Source organism: Novosphingobium sp. KN65.2, assembly GCF_001368935.1.
GTDB lineage: Bacteria > Pseudomonadota > Alphaproteobacteria > Sphingomonadales > Sphingomonadaceae > Novosphingobium > Novosphingobium mathurense.
The window spans coordinates 1-16,355 of sequence record NZ_CCBH010000142.1; the positions used below are offsets into that span (position 1 = coordinate 1).

General features: G+C 63.7%; 18 protein-coding genes. 12 read left to right on the plus strand and 6 right to left on the minus strand.

Annotation, left to right across the window (positions count from 1 at the left end):
• Nucleotides 1-45 precede the first annotated feature (45 nt).
• Complete coding sequence (locus tag SPHV1_RS07550; protein ID WP_054945550.1) at nucleotides 46-258, minus strand: zinc-finger domain-containing protein; 213 nt, start codon at nucleotides 256-258, stop codon at nucleotides 46-48.
• A 163-nt stretch (nucleotides 259-421) separates the two neighbouring features.
• On the opposite strand from SPHV1_RS07550, the gene SPHV1_RS07555 reads away from it, so the two are divergent.
• Entirely contained in the window at nucleotides 422-1,366 is a 945-nt protein-coding gene (locus SPHV1_RS07555) for an ABC transporter ATP-binding protein (RefSeq protein ID WP_054945428.1), read from the plus strand.
• 99 nt (nucleotides 1,367-1,465) lie between these two features.
• Entirely contained in the window at nucleotides 1,466-3,064 is a 1,599-nt protein-coding gene (nadB, locus tag SPHV1_RS07560; protein ID WP_054945429.1) for an L-aspartate oxidase, read from the plus strand.
• An 81-nt stretch (nucleotides 3,065-3,145) separates the two neighbouring features.
• Here the strand turns inward: nadB and SPHV1_RS07565 are convergent, their stop codons facing one another.
• Nucleotides 3,146-3,391, minus strand: coding sequence for a GlsB/YeaQ/YmgE family stress response membrane protein (locus SPHV1_RS07565; RefSeq protein WP_054945430.1), 246 nt, complete (start codon nucleotides 3,389-3,391; stop codon nucleotides 3,146-3,148).
• Between the two features lie 603 nt (nucleotides 3,392-3,994).
• On the opposite strand from SPHV1_RS07565, the gene SPHV1_RS07570 reads away from it, so the two are divergent.
• On the plus strand, nucleotides 3,995-6,037 hold the full coding sequence (locus SPHV1_RS07570) for a ribonucleoside-diphosphate reductase subunit alpha (protein ID WP_156367285.1): 2,043 nt from the start codon (nucleotides 3,995-3,997) through the stop codon (nucleotides 6,035-6,037).
• 142 nt (nucleotides 6,038-6,179) lie between these two features.
• Here SPHV1_RS07570 and SPHV1_RS07575 read toward each other — a convergent pair whose 3' ends face one another.
• Nucleotides 6,180-6,647 (minus strand): hypothetical protein, encoded by a 468-nt coding sequence (locus SPHV1_RS07575; protein ID WP_231634577.1) that lies wholly within the window; start codon nucleotides 6,645-6,647, stop codon nucleotides 6,180-6,182.
• Between the two features lie 430 nt (nucleotides 6,648-7,077).
• Here SPHV1_RS07575 and SPHV1_RS07580 point away from each other — a divergent pair, with 430 nt between their 5' ends.
• Nucleotides 7,078-7,470, plus strand: a complete 393-nt coding sequence (locus tag SPHV1_RS07580) for a PepSY domain-containing protein (RefSeq protein ID WP_054945432.1) — start codon at nucleotides 7,078-7,080, stop codon at nucleotides 7,468-7,470.
• Between the two features lie 3 nt (nucleotides 7,471-7,473).
• Here the strand turns inward: SPHV1_RS07580 and SPHV1_RS07585 are convergent, their stop codons facing one another.
• On the minus strand, nucleotides 7,474-7,734 hold the full coding sequence (locus SPHV1_RS07585; protein WP_054945433.1) for a DUF2171 domain-containing protein: 261 nt from the start codon (nucleotides 7,732-7,734) through the stop codon (nucleotides 7,474-7,476).
• A 406-nt stretch (nucleotides 7,735-8,140) separates the two neighbouring features.
• Between SPHV1_RS07585 and SPHV1_RS07595 the strand changes: the two genes are divergently transcribed.
• The gene (locus SPHV1_RS07595; RefSeq protein ID WP_054945435.1) at nucleotides 8,141-9,193 is read left to right on the plus strand and encodes a ribonucleotide-diphosphate reductase subunit beta; all 1,053 of its coding nucleotides are present in this window, start codon (nucleotides 8,141-8,143) and stop codon (nucleotides 9,191-9,193) included.
• 447 nt (nucleotides 9,194-9,640) lie between these two features.
• On the opposite strand, the gene SPHV1_RS07600 is transcribed toward SPHV1_RS07595, so the two are convergent.
• Together SPHV1_RS07600 and SPHV1_RS07605 are read right to left on the minus strand one after the other, a co-directional pair.
• Nucleotides 9,641-10,009: a hypothetical protein gene (locus tag SPHV1_RS07600; protein WP_054945436.1), complete on the minus strand. Its 369-nt coding sequence runs from the start codon at nucleotides 10,007-10,009 to the stop codon at nucleotides 9,641-9,643.
• Nucleotides 10,010-10,130: 121 nt separating this feature from the next.
• Nucleotides 10,131-11,393 (minus strand): NupC/NupG family nucleoside CNT transporter, encoded by a 1,263-nt coding sequence (locus SPHV1_RS07605; RefSeq protein WP_054945437.1) that lies wholly within the window; start codon nucleotides 11,391-11,393, stop codon nucleotides 10,131-10,133.
• 104 nt (nucleotides 11,394-11,497) lie between these two features.
• Here SPHV1_RS07605 and SPHV1_RS07610 point away from each other — a divergent pair, with 104 nt between their 5' ends.
• From SPHV1_RS07610 to SPHV1_RS07640, 7 genes are all read left to right on the plus strand, one after another.
• On the plus strand, nucleotides 11,498-12,178 hold the full coding sequence (locus tag SPHV1_RS07610; protein WP_054945438.1) for a queuosine precursor transporter: 681 nt from the start codon (nucleotides 11,498-11,500) through the stop codon (nucleotides 12,176-12,178).
• Between the two features lie 10 nt (nucleotides 12,179-12,188).
• Nucleotides 12,189-13,088 (plus strand): acetylglutamate kinase, encoded by a 900-nt coding sequence (argB, locus tag SPHV1_RS07615; protein WP_007012364.1) that lies wholly within the window; start codon nucleotides 12,189-12,191, stop codon nucleotides 13,086-13,088.
• Nucleotides 13,089-13,134: 46 nt separating this feature from the next.
• Complete coding sequence (locus SPHV1_RS07620) at nucleotides 13,135-13,689, plus strand: hypothetical protein (RefSeq protein ID WP_054945552.1); 555 nt, start codon at nucleotides 13,135-13,137, stop codon at nucleotides 13,687-13,689.
• A 105-nt stretch (nucleotides 13,690-13,794) separates the two neighbouring features.
• Nucleotides 13,795-14,088, plus strand: a complete 294-nt coding sequence (locus SPHV1_RS07625) for a YggT family protein (protein ID WP_054945439.1) — start codon at nucleotides 13,795-13,797, stop codon at nucleotides 14,086-14,088.
• Entirely contained in the window at nucleotides 14,088-14,984 is an 897-nt protein-coding gene (folD, locus tag SPHV1_RS07630) for a bifunctional methylenetetrahydrofolate dehydrogenase/methenyltetrahydrofolate cyclohydrolase FolD (RefSeq protein WP_054945440.1), read from the plus strand. The genes SPHV1_RS07625 and folD overlap by 1 nt, the downstream gene beginning before the upstream one ends.
• Nucleotides 14,981-15,703 (plus strand): hypothetical protein, encoded by a 723-nt coding sequence (locus SPHV1_RS07635; protein ID WP_054945441.1) that lies wholly within the window; start codon nucleotides 14,981-14,983, stop codon nucleotides 15,701-15,703. The genes folD and SPHV1_RS07635 overlap by 4 nt, the downstream gene beginning before the upstream one ends.
• A 6-nt stretch (nucleotides 15,704-15,709) precedes the next feature.
• Nucleotides 15,710-16,345: a MarC family protein gene (locus tag SPHV1_RS07640; protein ID WP_054945442.1), complete on the plus strand. Its 636-nt coding sequence runs from the start codon at nucleotides 15,710-15,712 to the stop codon at nucleotides 16,343-16,345.
• The last annotated feature ends 10 nt before the right edge of the window (nucleotides 16,346-16,355 follow it).

Below are 16,355 nucleotides of genomic sequence, written 5' to 3' on the forward strand. Positions count from 1 at the left end.
TTGAGGGGGGGGGCCGCCCGGGCGGGGGGGGGGAACGAGTGCCGATCAGGCTGCCTGCCGGTCGGCCGGGCCGCCCTTCAGGACGAAGCGGCGATCGCAATAGCCGCATTCGACATAACCCTTTTCGTCGATCTCCATCCACACGCGCGGATGGCCCAGCGCTGCGGGCTTGTAGGCGCCGTTGGCGCGGATGTCGGAAGCCCCGTCGCAGGAGACGCGATGGGAATCGGTGTAGACGGTTTCGGGCGCGTTGCTCATGAGCTGCGCCATTAGCAGCGAGTGCGGGCCATTTCCAGCCGGGAACGGCGCAGATTCGCAACCGCGTGTGGGAAGATCTTGCATGGTCCGGGGAAGGGGCTTCGCATACCGCCTTGCCAGCCGGGGCTTTACCCGGGAAGCAACTTCCCCCAAATGCGCAGGAATGACCAGCACTTCAGCCCCCGCCATCTCCATTCGCGACCTCAAGAAGCGCTACGCCCCGGCCGGTGGCGGCGAGGGCAAGCTGGCCCTCAAGGGCGTTTCCTTCGATGTTCCGGAAGGCGGGATCTTCGGTCTGCTCGGCCCCAACGGCGCGGGCAAGTCGACGCTGATCAACATCATGGCGGGCCTCGTTCGCAAGACCTCCGGTTCGATCGATATCTGGGGCTTCGACATCGATCGGGACCAGCGCAATGCAAAGCGTTCGATCGGTATCGTCCCGCAGGAGATCGTCTTCGATCCCTTCTTCACGCCTTACGAGGTGCTGGAGATCCAGGCGGGCCTCTACGGCATCGCCAAGCATTTGCGCCGCAGCGAGGAACTGCTGCGCGCCGTCCACCTCGCGGACAAGCGCGATGCCTATGCGCGCACGCTGTCTGGCGGGATGAAGCGCCGTCTGCTCATCGCCAAGGCGCTTGTCCATCAGCCGCCGGTGCTGGTGCTCGACGAGCCGACCGCGGGTGTCGACGTGGAATTGCGCCGCCAGCTCTGGGAACTGGTTACCGAGATGAACCGCGAAGGCGTGACGATCGTGCTCACCACGCACTACCTCGAGGAAGCCGAGGAACTGTGCGACCGCATCGCCATCATCAATCACGGCGAACTGATCGCCAACAAGCCGACCCGCGAACTGGTGGGCATGGCACGCGAGAAGATCCTGGTGCTCACGCTCGATCGCGACCTGACCGAACTGCCCAGCCACCCCGGCTTCGTGAAGTGCGAGACGAGCGGCGAACGCATTCTCGAGATCACGTACGACAAGGACCGCGCCAATGCCGGCGAGATCCTCTCGGCGGTGCAGGCGCAGGGGTTCTCGATCGTCGACGTGACGACTCGCGAAGCCGATCTCGAGGACGTCTTCGTCAGCCTTACCAGCCAGGCAGCCTGACCTGCCCTTGTAGGAGGGCAGGGGGCGGAACAGCCAAAAAGACAGGCTATCTACCGGCAGGTTATTGCGATTGGGCGCGTCTCTCGCCAATGAGGCGGGATGGAACCGTCAGATCGCAGTAGCGTGCAATACGATGTCGTCGTCATTGGTTCAGGGGCAGCGGGCCTTACCGCCGCGCTGGCACTGGCCTCGAAGCTCAAGGTTCTGGTCCTCGCCAAGGGCCAGTTGACCGGTGGCTCCACCGCCTGGGCGCAGGGCGGCATCGCAGCCGTGCTGGATGCCGGAGACACCTTCGAAGAGCATATCCGTGACACGATGGTCGCCGGTGCGGGCCTCAACCGGCTGGAGACGGTCGAATACGTCGTCGAGCGCGCGCCGAGCGCGATCGGGCGGCTGGTCGAGCTGGGCGTGCCGTTCAACATGGAAGGCGATGCGCTGCACCTGACGCGGGAAGGCGGCCATTCCCATCGCCGCATCGTCCACGTCAACGATGCCACCGGCTGGGCCGTGCAGCAGGCGCTGCTCAAGGCTGCCGAGGACAGCCCCAACATTACCCTGCTGCCGGGCCGTTCGTGCATCGACCTTATAACCGGGCGGCACGAGATGCGCTATTCCGGTTCGGGACGCATCTGGGGCGTCTATGCACTCAACGAGGAAACCGGCCACGTCGAGGCCTATACGGCGCGTGCCACGGTGCTCGCCACCGGCGGGGCGGGGCGCGTCTATCGGTTCAGTACTGCGCCGCGCGGCGCCACCGGGGACGGGATCGCCATGGCCTGGCGTGCCGGTGCACGCGTCTCCAACATGGAGATGATGCAGTTCCACCCGACCTGCCTCTACAATCTGGAGGTCAAGAACTTCCTTATTACCGAGGCGGTGCGCGGCGAAGGCGGACATCTCAGGCACCCGGTCACCGGGCGTCGCTTCATGCCCGACTATGACGAGCGCGCCGAACTGGCGCCGCGCGACGTGGTAGCCCGCGCGATCGACGACCAGATCAAGCGCTATGGCCTCGACTATGTCCACCTCGACATCAGCCACCGTCCGCCCGAGTTCGTGAAGGAGCACTTCCCGAACATCTACGAGAAGCTGATCTCGCTGGGCATCGACATGACCAGGGAGCCGATCCCGGTGGTGCCGGCGCAGCACTACACCTGCGGCGGCGTGCTGGTGGATCTGGACGGACGGACCGACCTGCCCGGGCTCTATGCCGCGGGCGAATGCACCGAAAGCGGGTTGCACGGGGCGAATCGCCTTGCGTCCAATTCGCTGCTCGAATGCTTCGTCTTCGGCGAGGCGGCAGCCGCGCACATTCTCGACCACTGGGACGCTTTCGATGCCCCGCCGCCGATTCGCGACTGGGACGAGAGCCGCGTCACCGATTCGGACGAGGAAGTCGTCATCAAGCAGAACTGGACCGAGATTCGCCGGTTTATGTGGAACTACGTCGGCATCGTGCGCACCACCAAGCGGCTGGAACGTGCGATGCACCGCATCCAGATGCTCAATGGCGAAGTGGAGGAATATTACCGCCACTTCCGCGTCTCGACCGATCTCGTCGAACTGCGCAACCTGCTGCAATCGGCGGAACTGATCGTGGATTCGGCGCTGCGGCGTCACGAGAGCCGCGGCCTGCACTACACGCTCGATTACCCCGAGACGCTTCCGGTCGCTGAGGACACGGTGCTGGTTCCCTAGAGAGGCGGGGCCCGGGTACGCACTCCTCTTGCGTCATTCCCGCGCAGGCGGGGGAGCGATGCGCGCTGCAGGCACCCGTGATCAGGTGCCGATTCCGAGCAGCCGACCGAGGAAGATCAGCACGATCGCGCCGATGATCGAGGCGAGGCAGCCGGCGCGGCTGAAATCGCTCTGCCCGCGGCTGGAAACCAGCCCGGCGACGAGCGAGCCGCCGATGCCCAGCAGAATCGTGGCGATCCAGCCCATGTCGACCGCGCCCGGGTAGAAGAAACGCGCCAGAACGCCGATGACGAGGCCGCTGATGATGGCGCCGATGATGTTGAGCATGATTCCGGTTCCCTCCTGCCAGCCTGCTTTCGCGTCAGGCGGCCTTATAACCGTTGAAAGACAAGACGGTTGCATTGTGTCCCGGCTTGCCTGCGAAAGCGGTGACAGACAAGATCGGGGCACGGGCAGGGCTTAGGGGAACTCGTTTCGTCGTATTCCTGATTCCGTTCGTCGTCAGATTACTGGGGAAAAATTTTTCCGTGCGGGCATGACATTCGGACTTGCCAGAGACGCGGGTGAAGGACTTTCCACGCGTCGCGAGAGCGGCGGGGCTGTCCAGCGGTTCGGTGGGAAAGTCTTCGCTTCAGGGGTGCCCCTCTTGCAGAGAAATTCAGAACAGGCACTATGGGTTGTGTCGCGACGGCGGCCGGGGCTCAATACCTAGAGGGATCGCAAGTTGGTGGGTCTTGATCCGCCAAGCGGCGAGTCCCAGTATGAAAGCCGACCGGAAGCCTCAAGGACCAAGGCGGAACGGGTAATTCCGTTCTCTTTTTGTACCGTATCTGGTAGACGGGGATGCAGATGCCCGCCGACTCGTGACGGTACCGCCTGGCCGATGCGGAAGAGATGAAGCTGCTTTCGGGCAGTTCGATGACAAGTGCGATGACACGGGGGCGAAAAGTGGATTTCAGGAACGAAAGCGACGCGGTCGTGGAAAGTGCTGACGTGGAACATGTCGGGGCGGTGGCTTCGGATACGGACAGTGCCGTAGAGGCACGGGACGCGAGCAAACAGAACAAGGAGACGGGCAAGGGCCCGGCAGTCGCCATGGAAAAAACCGACATCGCCACCGCAGATCTGGTCGACGCGGCGAAGGCGCCGCGCAAGAGCGATTCGAAGACCATCCATGACCGCCGTTTCACGATCGTCACGGACGAAAGCCGCGATGCGCTTCTGACCGACTTCGGCAAGGAAACGCTCGACGACCGCTACCTGCTGCCCGGCGAGAAGTATCAGGACATCTTTGCGCGCGTCGCGGATGCCTATGCCGACGACCAGGAACATGCGCAGCGTCTTTACGACTACATTTCGAAGCTGTGGTTCATGCCTGCCACCCCGGTCCTGTCGAACGGCGGCACCGGGCGCGGACTGCCGATCTCGTGCTACCTGAATTCGGTCGACGACAGCCTTGAGGGCATCGTCGCGACCTGGAACGAGAACGTCTGGCTCGCCTCGCGCGGCGGCGGCATCGGCACTTACTGGGGTTCGGTGCGCGGCATCGGCGAACCGGTCGGCCTCAATGGCAAGACCAGCGGCATCATTCCCTTCGTGCGCGTGATGGACTCGCTGACCCTCGCGATCTCGCAGGGCTCGCTGCGCCGCGGTTCGGCCGCTTGCTACATCGATGTCTCGCACCCCGAGATCGAGGAGTTCCTCGAGATACGCAAGCCTTCGGGCGACTTCAACCGCAAGGCGCTCAACCTGCACCACGGCGTGCTGCTCACCGACGAGTTCATGGAAGCCGTGCGCGACGGTCGCGAATTCGAGCTCAAGAGCCCGCGCGACGGTTCGGTGCGCGGTTCGGTCAATGCCCGCTCGCTGTTCCAGAAGCTGGTCGAGACCCGCCTTGCCACCGGTGAGCCCTACATCGTCTTCTCCGACACCGTGAACCGCATGATGCCCAAGCATCACCGCGATCTCGGCCTGAAGGTCTCGACCTCGAACCTCTGCTCGGAAATCACCCTGCCCACGGGCCGCGACCACCTCGGCAACGACCGTACGGCGGTGTGCTGCCTGTCCTCGCTCAACCTGGAAACCTGGGACCAGTGGAAGGGCGAAAAGCGCTTCGTCGAAGACGTCCTGCGCTTCCTCGACAACGTGCTGCAGGACTACATCGATCGCGCGCCGGACGAGATGGCCCGCGCGAAGTACTCGGCCATGCGCGAACGTTCGGTCGGCATGGGCGTGATGGGTTTCCACTCGTTCCTGCAGCAGAAAGGCATCGCCTTCGAAAGTGCGATGGCCAAGGCGCTCAACCTGCAGATGTTCCAGTACATCAACCAGAAGGCCAACGAGGCTTCGATGATGCTCGCCAAGGAACGCGGTCCGTGCCCGGACGCGGCCGACCAGGGCGTGATGGAACGTTTCAGCTGCAAGATGGCGATCGCGCCGACCGCGTCGATCTCGATCATCTGCGGCGGCACTTCGGCCTGTATCGAGCCGATCCCGGCCAACATCTACACCCACAAGACGCTCTCGGGCTCCTTCGTGGTGAAGAACCCCTACTTGCAGAAGCTGCTGGCCTCGAAGTCGAAGGACTCCGCCAACGTGTGGAACTCGATCCTCGAGCATGGCGGTTCGGTCCAGCAGCTCGACTTCCTCTCGCCGGAGGAAAAGGCGATCTACAAGACCAGCTTCGAGATCGACCAGCGTTGGCTGCTCGAATTCGCGGCCGACCGCACGCCCTATATCGACCAGGCCCAGTCGCTGAACCTGTTCATCCCGGCCGACGTCGACAAGTGGGACCTGATGATGCTGCACTTCCAGGCGTGGGAAAGGGGCATCAAGTCGCTCTACTACCTGCGCTCGAAGTCGGTGCAGCGTGCCGGTTTCGCCGGCGGCGTGGAAGCGGACAACACCAAGGAGGCACCCAAGTTCGAGATCGGCGAGACGACCGACTACGACGAGTGCCTCGCCTGCCAGTAAGGGGATTGTCAGGGGCGTTCATCAGCGCCCCCGACACGGACACCCAGCGGAAGCGGCCTCCGGAAATCCGGGGGCCGTTTTCGTTTGGGCTTTGGCAAAGGTGGGTGCGGTCTGTTCAGGCAGTGCATCCCGCCGCCACGGATTACTCCACGGTCATGCGGAACGGCAGTTCGATGTCGATCTTCACCCGGTAGTTGGGCCCGTTGCCGCCGCTGCGGTCGACGACCGTCACGATCACCGCGCTGCACTTCACCATCGCGTGCGAGAGGTGCCAGCGCTTGAGCCATTCGCGAAACTGCGTGGTCAGGGTGCGCGGGCAATAGCCAATTACAACTTCATCGATCGTGACCGTGACGTCGCCCCGGCTGTTCGTGTGATCCTCGTCAAGGTCGAGCGTGGCAATGCATTCGTGTTTGCGGCGCAGGGCATCGCCATTGCCGGCGATCGCCTTCAGTTCCGGCTGATAGTGCGATGTGCGCACGATCTCGTGGCGGAATTCACCCTTGCCGTGCAGGAAAAGGAAACGCGTCTCGCCGCCGGGTACGGGCAGCAGGTCGGCATTGATCGGCGCCGCGCCAGGGCGCGTGGCCCTGTCGAGGATGACCGGCAAGATCAACCACCTGAAAAATCGTTCGAATTTCTTCCAGATACCCACTTTTGCACGCGACGCCCGATTTTCATGGGATTTTGACAGGTCCTTTAGTGCCGTTTGACTGTGGCCGATAGCCTGCAGTGGCGGCCGGTGGTGGAGTTTTCCCCGCCGTCTTTTGCGGCTTCGATGCCGAAACGGCGCAGAAATCGGCGCTGTTCGCGGTGCAGTGGGGGCGAATTCCCGACCTGCGTCAGTCAGTTATGATCCCGCAATGCAAGTAATCGTGTCGCAGGTGCACGACGGGAAACGGCATTGCCGGAACATGTCGGCGAAGTGTGCAACTTTTACCATTTGCGACAATTTGTGGCTTGAGATCGACGGGCCGAATGCGATGGGATCCCGTCCGACAATTCCTCTCCCAACACCAGTTTCAGGAACAGATACGACAATGCGCAAATGGCACCGATGGCTTTCCGTTTTCTTTGGCGTCTTCATGCTCTGGATCGCCGTCACCGGGGTCCTGAGCCAGGTTGCCGTGCTCTGGCCGAGCGGCGCGTCCGATGCCGCGGCGCAGGCTGCGGCCACGCCGCCGGTGGGCTTCGAATGCCCCGAAGGCTGGCGGTGCATGCCGCCACGCGGCGATGCCGGCGGGATCCGTTCGCTGACCGGCCTGTTCCATCACCTCCACTCGGGTGAAAGCTTCGGCCCGATCGGCACGCTGATTTCGGTGCTCTCCGGCCTGACCCTGATCTTCTTCTCGATCTCGGGCCTGTGGCTCTACGTGCAGATGTGGCGCAACCGGAAGAGCCGCTCGCTCAATCCGCGCTGGTTCTGGAAGTGAGGCTCAGGGGGTGCTGCCAAGGCCGAAGGTGGCATCCCCGCGCCCGGACAGGAGGACGCTCGTCTCGTCGACGCCGTCGACCTGGGTGATGACGATGAAGTCCTGCGCCCGATCGTCCGATGTCCCTTCGAGGAAGATCTCCTCTCCCTTCATGCCGGACACGATACCGATGCAGGAGCCGTCGGGATTGATTACCCGCATGCCCTTGCGGATCGTCCCCACGACCGTCGTCCAGGCGGTTTCCTCAGGTCTTGGCTGTGTCACGGGATTTCTCCTGATGGGTAGCGGCAGAAAAGCCGGCTCCGCTATACCATGATAATGTTCGGGGAGCCTTCGGGGTTCCTGCCCGTGCATCCGCGCGCCGCGCAAAGGGCAAAGCCGAGGAGCGAGCACGAGTCGCGTCGCACATGGGCGGGGTGGATCGGCTCTGGAATACTAGGGCTAGCGTCCCCATATTCGTCATGCCGCTAGATGTACGAAAACTTCGCTGTGAATATGTCGATGTACCCATCTGCAATAGCGGACGATTTTGGTTATCGTGCCGTCCTTCGCTCGGGTCATGTCACTGCGGGCGAAAGCGTTTTCGACCCGGAAAGTCCTGCTGAGCCGCCGATCCGGCTGGCCGAATCGACCGGGCCAATGATCAATCGATGCCCGGAGTGAGTCGCCCATGCCCCTTCTCGAAGCCCGCAAGACCTACAAGCCCTTCGAATATCCCTGGGCTTACGACTACTGGAAGCTCCAGCAGCAGGTGCACTGGCTGCCCGAGGAAGTGCCGTTGGGCGAGGACTGCCGGGACTGGGCGCAGAAGCTGTCGGAGCATGAGCGTAACCTGCTCACGCAGATCTTCCGCTTCTTCACCCAGGCCGACGTCGAGGTGCAGGACTGCTACCACGACAAGTACGCGCGGGTGTTCAAGCCGACCGAGATCAAGATGATGCTCACCGCCTTCTCCAACATGGAGACGGTGCACATCGCGGCCTATTCGCACCTGCTCGACACCATCGGCATGCCCGAGAGCGAGTACGGCATGTTCCTCGAATATGCCGAGCTCAAGGACAAGCACGACTACCTGCAGCGCTTCGGCGTCGACAGCGATGAGGACATCGCCCGCACGCTCGCCATGTTCGGCGGTTTTACCGAAGGCGTGCAGCTCTTCGCCAGCTTCGCGATGCTGATGAACTTCCCGCGCTTCAACAAGATGAAGGGCATGGGGCAGATCGTCTCGTGGTCGGTGCGCGACGAATCGCTGCACTGCGAGGGCATCACCCGCCTGTTCCACGCCTTCACCAAGGAGCGCGACTGTCTGACCAAGGCGGTGAAGGAAGACATCGCCGACCAGTGCCAGACCACCGTGCGGCTGGAAGACAACTTCATCGACCTGGCCTTCGAACTGGGTCCGGTTCCGGGCATGACTGCCAAGGACATCAAGAAGTACATCCGCTACATCGCTGACTGGCGTCTCGGCCAGCTTGGCCTCAAGCCGATCTACCTGATCGACGAGCACCCGCTGCCCTGGCTGCAGCCGCTGCTCAACGGCGTCGAGCACGCCAACTTCTTTGAAACCCGCGCCACCGAGTATTCGAAGGGCGCGACCCGGGGCAACTGGAACGATGTCTGGACGAACTTCGACCAGCGCCGCAAGGCCAAGGCCAACGACGTCGACGAACTCGACGACGGCAGCGAACCCGACATGTTCGGTGGTACGCAAGCGGCGGAGTAATCCGGCAAGGCCGGCCCGCTGCGACAAGTCGGTGGGCCGCCAAATCTCGTGGGTGGGGCAGCGACGAGCGCGGCTGTCTCATGCGCCTGCCATGCTGCAGTGCAAAATCGCCACGCTGCCTGTGACATGAAAGACACGGGTCGCAATTACCGGGCCGTTGGTGCCCTATTCCTGCAACCTTGGGATTGTACCGGGCGTTGAAACGTCGGAACAAGGGTGCAGCCGAATTCGGCAGGAAAAGGCAAGCCAGTTCCTGCGACTCGTGCCGGAGGACGCGCCTGTGAAAGCCGGCGCCAGAGCCGGCCAGGCGCCGCCCGGACAGCGCGAATCCCCGTCCGGGCGGCGCTGCCACTCCCTGCGAAACGCTTGTCGCAGGAGTGCAATGGAGCGTCATGACGGAGCGTCACGGCTTGGTCGCGACGCTCCTTTTTCTTCAGTCGATCCGGATCAGGCCAGCCACGTCGAGGGATTGGGCATCGGCGCGTGTTTCTGCGCGTTGAGAAGGCTCATCACGCTGCGCACGATCACCAGTACGGCCACGGCGGGCAGGATCAGGAAGCCGATCAGCACGATCATGAGCATGAAGCCCAGGACAGAGCCCGCCAGTCCGATCCAGAACGTATTGATCAGGTAGTGGTAATGCGAAACTTCCCAGTCCGCTTTCGGTTCGTTGCGCCACACAAATGCAAGGACGATGCCGATGATCGCCGTCACCCCGGTCATGAACGAGGCAAGATAAAGCAGGCTGATGATCGTCGGATTATTGAATTCGAAGCCGGAATTTGCAGGCGTCGGAGTGGGCTTCATTTCATCCATGGTAATCCTCCATGATGGCCGCCCGCAATGCTGCCTGTAATACCCGTGACGCGCAAGACGTTGATTTTGAGGTGCTCGCGCAAGTTGTAAGGGCGGCGAAGGCCCGGTTTCCCGCCTTTTCTCAGCCAAGACCGAGGAACAGGCCGGCCAGCGCCGCGCTCATCAGGTTGGACAGGCTGCCCGCCGCCAGCGCGCGCAGTCCCAGGCGCGCGATCACCGGGCGCTGGTTGGGGGCAAGACCGCCGGTCACCGCCATCTGGATCGCGATCGAGGAGAAATTGGCAAAGCCGCACAGCGCGAAAGTGACGACGGCGACAGTGCGCGCGGACAGGCCCGCCGCGCTGCCAAGGTCGATGAAGGCGACGAATTCGTTGAGCACGATCTTGGTGCCGAACAGGCTGCCTGCCTGGATTGCCTCGTGCCAGTCGGGCGTGGCGAGCAGGTAGAAGACCGGCGCGAGCAGGTAGCCCAGCAGCGACTGGAAGGTGACGTCCCGGTAGCCCATCAGGTCAGCCGCCCAGCCGACCACGCCATTGGCCAGCGCGATCAGGGCAACGAAGGCAAGGACCATCGCGCCGACCGCGACCGCCAGCTTCACGCCGGTCTGTGCGCCTTGCGATGCGGCCATGATGAGATTGGCGGGGCGTTCCTCGTCATGCGGCACTTCTGCCTGTGCGCCGCAGGCCGCGGCTTCGAGCGCGGCGTCTTCTTGGGCAAGCGTCAGGCTGCGCGGATCGGGCATGATCATCTTGGCCATGAAGATGCCGCCCGGCGCCGACATGAAGGCGGCGGCCACGAGATAGTCGATGCGGATGCCCATGCTGGCGTAGGCCGCCAGGATCGTGCCGGCGACACCGGCCAGGCCCACCGTCATCACGCAGAACAGCTGCGAGGGCGTCAGCCCGGCGATGTAGGGGCGGATGACCAGTGGGCTCTCGCTCTGCCCGACGAAGATGTTGGAGGCCGCACACAGGCTCTCGACCTTGCTGATCCCGGTCACTTTCTCCAGCGCGCCGCCGATCCAGCGGATCACCAGCGGCATGATCCGCAGGTAGTAGAGGATCGAGATCAGCGAGGCGAAGAAGATGATGACCGGCAGCGCCGAGATCGCAAAGCTGGTGCCGCCGATCTCGGGCCGGGCGAGGGGGCCGAACAGGAACTCCACCCCGGCATGGGCATAGCCGAGCAGGTTGCTCACGCCGCGCGATGCGCCATTCAGCAGCGACCGGCCGAAGGGCACGTAAAGGACGAGGGCGGCAAAGCCCGCCTGCAGCGCAAAGGCCGCGCCGACCACGCGCAGGCGGATGGCCGTTCGATCTGTGGAGAAGAGGAATGCGACAGCGACGATGAGAGCAATGCCGATCAGGCTGTAGGCAACGTGCATTCGGCGCATTTCTCCGTAGGAGGGCAAAAAACCCGGCAAACCTAATGTCCTGCGGTAACGGCGGCTAGTGCAATTGCGAGGACGAGCGGTTAGATCATCCGCCCATGATTACGCCGTCCTCGCCGCAATCGCGCAACTGTCCGCCGGGCCTCATGCTCTTCTCGCTGATTTATGGCGGCATGGTGACACTGGGCGGCGTGCTGGGCGCCAAGCAGGTGTCGATCGGGCCGCTTGCGGTGGAGGCGGGCATCTTTCCCTTCCTCACCCTGGTGGCGACGTCGAGCGGCATTGCCGAACTCTACGGCAAGGACATCGCGAACCGGCTGGCGCGCTTCGGACTGGTGCCGCTGGTCATGGCGATCGCGCTGACCTTCTTCGTGCTGCAACTGCCGACCGATCCGGGTATGTACGAGCCGGCCAAGGCCGCCTTTCCGGTCATCCTGGGGCAGTCGGGCCGGATGATGGCGGCGGGGATCTGCGCCTATGCGGTCTCGCTCACACTCAATATCTGGATTTTCTCCAGGCTACGCGCCGCGACCGGGCGCTTCGCGGGCTTGCGCGGCTTCATCGCCGCGGCGCTCTCGCAGATCGTCGACACGATGATCTTCATCACCATCTCGTTCTACGGCGTGCGTGAGATTTTCGGGATTCTGGTCGGGCAGGCGCTTGCCAAGGTCGTGCTCTCGGCCGTCGTGGTCCCGATCGTGATCTGGATCGTCGTGAAACTCGGCCGTTTTCTGGACGGAAGCGCCGAAAATGCTTCAAATCGCGCGCAGGCGCGTTAAAGCGCACCCCATGCCGAATCCCCACGATCCCTCGCTCCTCGCCAAGGCCGAAACGCTTGTAGACGCGCTGCCTTACCTGCAGCGTTACGCAGGTCGCACGTTCGTCGTGAAGTATGGCGGCCATGCCATGGGCGATCCCGAACTGGCGCACGATTTCGCCGAAGACGTCGTCCTGCTCAAGGCGGTGGGCATCAATCCCGTGGTCGTCCACGGTGGCGGCCCGCAGATCGGGGCTATGCTCAAGAAGGTCGGGGTGGAAAGCCAGTTCGTCGACGGGCTGCGCGTTACCGACAAGGCGACTGCCGAAGTGGCTGAAATGGTCCTTTCGGGTGCGATCAACAAGGAGATCGTGGGCTGGATCGCCAAGGCCGGCGGTCGCGCGATGGGCCTGTCCGGCAAGGACGGCGGTCTCGTTACGGCCCGAAAGGTGCAGCGCACCAGCAAGGACCCGGACAGCAATATCGAGCGCGTGGTCGATCTCGGCTTCGTCGGCGAGCCCGACAGGATCGACACCAGCGTGATCGAATCGATTTCTGCAGCAGGCATGATTCCGGTCATCGCGCCGATCGCGCCGGGCCCCAATGGCGAGACCTACAACGTCAACGCCGATACTATGGCGGGCTCGATCGCGGCGGCGCTGGGCGCGGCGCGCCTGTTCCTGCTGACTGACGTGCACGGCGTTCTCGACAAGCAGGGCGAACTGTTGACCGACCTGCGCCCGGCCGACATCGACCGCCTGCAGAAGGACGGCACCATCTCGGGAGGGATGATCCCGAAGCTCGAAACCTGCGTCCATGCCGTGGAAGCTGGGTGTGAAGCCGCCGTTGTCCTTGACGGACGGGTATCGCATGCCATGTTATTGGAAATTTTCACGCAGGAAGGTGCCGGCACGCTCATCCGCGCAGGCTAGGATTTTTGCGAAGGGGACCAAGGGTCTGAAAGGCATCTCTGAAACCATGCATCTCAAAGCCGCTTTTGCCACCGCGCTCACGGCGAGCGTGCTGCTGCTCTCCGCCTGCGACAGGGAGCCGCCGATGGCCGAGCCTTCCGCCAGCATCAGCGGCGAGCCAAGCGAAGGGGCCATGGTTCAGGAAGTGCCTTCCGCCGATGCCTCCGGGGCGGCTTCTGCCGGTCTGGCCGCCGGTCTCGACATGGCGGCTCTGAAGGAGCGCCGCGATCCCGAACGCCTGCTGCGTTTCTACACCAATGCCATCCGCATCGGCGACTGGGCCGACGCGGCCCGCGCCTGGAGCCTCGATGCGCAGATGACGCCCGAGAAGCTCGGAGCGGAGTTCGGCGGCAATGCCGGACCGAAGATCGCCGTCGGCAAGGGCGATACCTCGGGCGCGGCCGGTTCGCTGTATTATGAAGCGCCAATGGTGGTCGACTTCGCCGATGGGCGCCCCTCGCGCCGCGGTACGATCGTACTGCGCCGGGTAAACGATGTGCCGGGAGCCAGCGAGGAGCAGCTCAACTGGCGGATCGAGCGCACTTCAACCCTGCCGCAATAGACTTTCGTCGGCGGGCATCGGGCCGCTGCAGACAGCGGCCTTGCTCCCCCCGCGCCTGCTCGGCTATCAGCCGCAGCGCCAGTTCCAGAAGAAAGGGAGCAGGACTTGCTCTTCTACACTCTTTATCAAATCATCGATTACCTCGTGAACATCATCGTGTTCGTGGTGATCGTGCAGTTCGTGCTGGGCCTGCTGATCGCCTTCAACGTGGTCAACATGCACAACCAGTTCGTGGCGTCGGTCTACCAGGCCCTCAATGCCCTGCTTGAACCGCTGTTGCGGCCGATCAGGCGCCTGATGCCGAGCACCGGGGCGATCGATTTCTCGCCGATGATCCTGATTATCGGGCTCACCATCCTCCAGATCATTCTCGGCAATCTTGCAAGGGCCTACGGCTGATGAGCGAAGCAGCAATCATCGACGGCAAGGCCTTTGCCGAGGGCCTGCGCGGCCGCGTTGCCGAATTCGCCTCGCAGTTCGAGGCCAGGGCCGGACGCAAGGCCGGCCTTGCAGTGGTTCTCGTCGGCGAGGACCCGGCAAGCCAGGTTTACGTGCGCAACAAGGGCAAGCAGACGGTTGCCTGCGGCATGAACAGCTTCGAACACAAGCTGGCAGCAGATACCGGCGAGGCCGATCTGTTGGCGCTGGTCGAAAAGCTCAATGCCGACCCGGCCGTGGACGGCATTCTCGTCCAGCTACCGCTGCCTTCGCACATGAACGAGCAGAAGGTCATCGCCACGATCAATCCGGACAAGGACGTCGATGGATTCCACGTCGTCAATGTCGGCCGTCTGGCAACCGGACTGCCCGGCTTCGTGCCCTGCACGCCGCTGGGCTGCGTGATGCTGCTCAAGGACCGGCTCGGCTCGCTCTCGGGGCTCGATGCGGTGGTCATCGGTCGTTCCAACATCGTCGGCAAGCCGATGGCGCAGCTGCTCACGGCGGAAAGCTGCACGGTGACGGTCGCGCACAGCCGCACCAAGGATCTTCCCGAGGTCGTGCGCCGCGCCGACATCGTCGTGGCGGCCGTGGGACGGCCGGAAATGGTCAAGGGTGACTGGATCAAGCCCGGTGCGACGGTGATCGACGTGGGCATCAATCGCGTTCCCGCGGCCGAGGAAGGCAAGACGAAGCTCGTCGGCGACGTCGACTTCGCTTCGGCTTCGCAGGTTGCCGGGGCGATCACCCCGGTACCCGGCGGCGTCGGGCCGATGACGATTGCGGTTCTCCTGCGCAACACCCTGGTTGCCGCGCATCGCAATGCCGGCATCGTGCTGGACGAGAACGCGATTTGAAGCCTGCCGCGCTCGGTCTTGCGCTGCTGGCGCTGGCCGGGGTGCTTGCATCCCCGGCTCTGGCCGAGCCGCGTCGCCGGCCCGGCCCCGGCACCGCCAATCCGAGCGCGCTGGTGGCTGCCGAGATCGCCTTCAATCGCCTCGCGCGCGACAAGGGGCAGTGGACCGCCTTCCGCAAGACCTCGGACGAATCCGCGATCATGTTCGTGCCGGAGCCGATCCTTGCGAGGTCCTGGCTCGGCGGGCGTTCCGATCCCGCGCAGCCCCTGCAGTGGGAGCCGTACGAGGTCTGGATGAGCTGTGATGGCTCGCTTGGCGTCACCCGCGGGGCTTACGAGGCGCCGGGCGGCACGACTGGATACTTCACGACGATCTGGCAGCAGGACAAGAAGGGCGAATACCGCTGGGTGCTCGATCAGGGCGCGCCGCTGGCCAAGCCGCTCGACAAGCCCTTCATGCTATCCGCCTCCGTGGCCGACTGCCCGGGGCGCGGCCAATGGCCGGGGGCCTCTCGCGGCAAGCCCGAGGAAGAGGGCCGCGACCGCGCTCCGCTCAAGGCCGCAGGCATGGACGGCAGCGGCACGTCGGAAGACGGCACGCTGACCTGGGCCTACCACGTCGAACCCGACTTTGCCCGAACCCTTACCGTGTCATTGCGAAAGGATGGCGAGATGAAGCCTGTGCTTTCCCTGAAAGTCAGTGCCGAGGACGCCAGGTAGAATACCATGCTTGAGCTGTTTCTTTCGGCTTTCGTATCGCTGTTCGTCGTCATCGATCCGCCCGGGTGCGCGCCGATCTATGCCGGTCTCTCGGCCGATGCCACGCGCCGGCAGGCCATCGCGATGGCGGCCCGAGCCTGCGTCATCGCCGCGATCATTCTCGTCATATTCGCGCTGTTCGGCGAAAAGCTGCTCGGTGCGCTGCACATCGAACTCAATGCCTTTCGCATTGCAGGCGGCATCATGCTGTTCATGATCGCCACCGAAATGGTGTTCGAAAAGCGCACCCAGCGCCGTGAGGAGCGGGCCGAGAAGATCATGGCGACGCCGGAAGTCGAGGACGTGTCGGTCTTCCCGATGGCGATGCCGATGCTCGCCGGGCCGGGATCGATAGCCACGATCATGCTGCTGACCGCGCGCGCTCAAGGTATCGAGCAGACCTTTGCCGTGCTCGCCGCGATGTTGCTCGTCCTTTTGCTCAGCTTTGCCGCGCTCGCTGCGGCAGGGCCGTTGATGCGGGTGCTGGGCGACAAGGTGGAGGCGGTGATTACCCGCCTGCTTGGCGTGTTGCTGGCCGCCTTGGCGGCGCAATACGTGATCGATGGCGTCACCGCCGTGCTGGGCTTCCCCGCGGCAGCCTGAGCCGCCGCGG

Bases quoted from the DNA above. Each gene is read 5' to 3' on its own strand.
- SPHV1_RS07565 (WP_054945430.1), bottom strand. From the start codon at position 3,391: ATGCTCAACATCATCGGCGCCATCATCAGCGGCCTCGTCATCGGCGTT.
- SPHV1_RS07595 (WP_054945435.1), top strand. From the start codon at position 8,141: ATGCCCCTTCTCGAAGCCCGCAAGACCTACAAGCCCTTCGAATATCCC.
- SPHV1_RS07570 (WP_156367285.1), top strand. From the start codon at position 3,995: ATGACACGGGGGCGAAAAGTGGATTTCAGGAACGAAAGCGACGCGGTC.
- SPHV1_RS07580 (WP_054945432.1), top strand. From the start codon at position 7,078: ATGCGCAAATGGCACCGATGGCTTTCCGTTTTCTTTGGCGTCTTCATG.
- folD (WP_054945440.1), top strand. From the start codon at position 14,088: ATGAGCGAAGCAGCAATCATCGACGGCAAGGCCTTTGCCGAGGGCCTG.
- SPHV1_RS07620 (WP_054945552.1), top strand. From the start codon at position 13,135: ATGCATCTCAAAGCCGCTTTTGCCACCGCGCTCACGGCGAGCGTGCTG.
- nadB (WP_054945429.1), top strand. From the start codon at position 1,466: ATGGAACCGTCAGATCGCAGTAGCGTGCAATACGATGTCGTCGTCATT.
- SPHV1_RS07640 (WP_054945442.1), top strand. From the start codon at position 15,710: ATGCTTGAGCTGTTTCTTTCGGCTTTCGTATCGCTGTTCGTCGTCATC.
- SPHV1_RS07610 (WP_054945438.1), top strand. From the start codon at position 11,498: ATGATTACGCCGTCCTCGCCGCAATCGCGCAACTGTCCGCCGGGCCTC.
- argB (WP_007012364.1), top strand. From the start codon at position 12,189: ATGCCGAATCCCCACGATCCCTCGCTCCTCGCCAAGGCCGAAACGCTT.
- SPHV1_RS07550 (WP_054945550.1), bottom strand. From the start codon at position 258: ATGAGCAACGCGCCCGAAACCGTCTACACCGATTCCCATCGCGTCTCC.
- SPHV1_RS07605 (WP_054945437.1), bottom strand. From the start codon at position 11,393: ATGCACGTTGCCTACAGCCTGATCGGCATTGCTCTCATCGTCGCTGTC.
- SPHV1_RS07600 (WP_054945436.1), bottom strand. From the start codon at position 10,009: ATGGATGAAATGAAGCCCACTCCGACGCCTGCAAATTCCGGCTTCGAA.
- SPHV1_RS07555 (WP_054945428.1), top strand. From the start codon at position 422: ATGACCAGCACTTCAGCCCCCGCCATCTCCATTCGCGACCTCAAGAAG.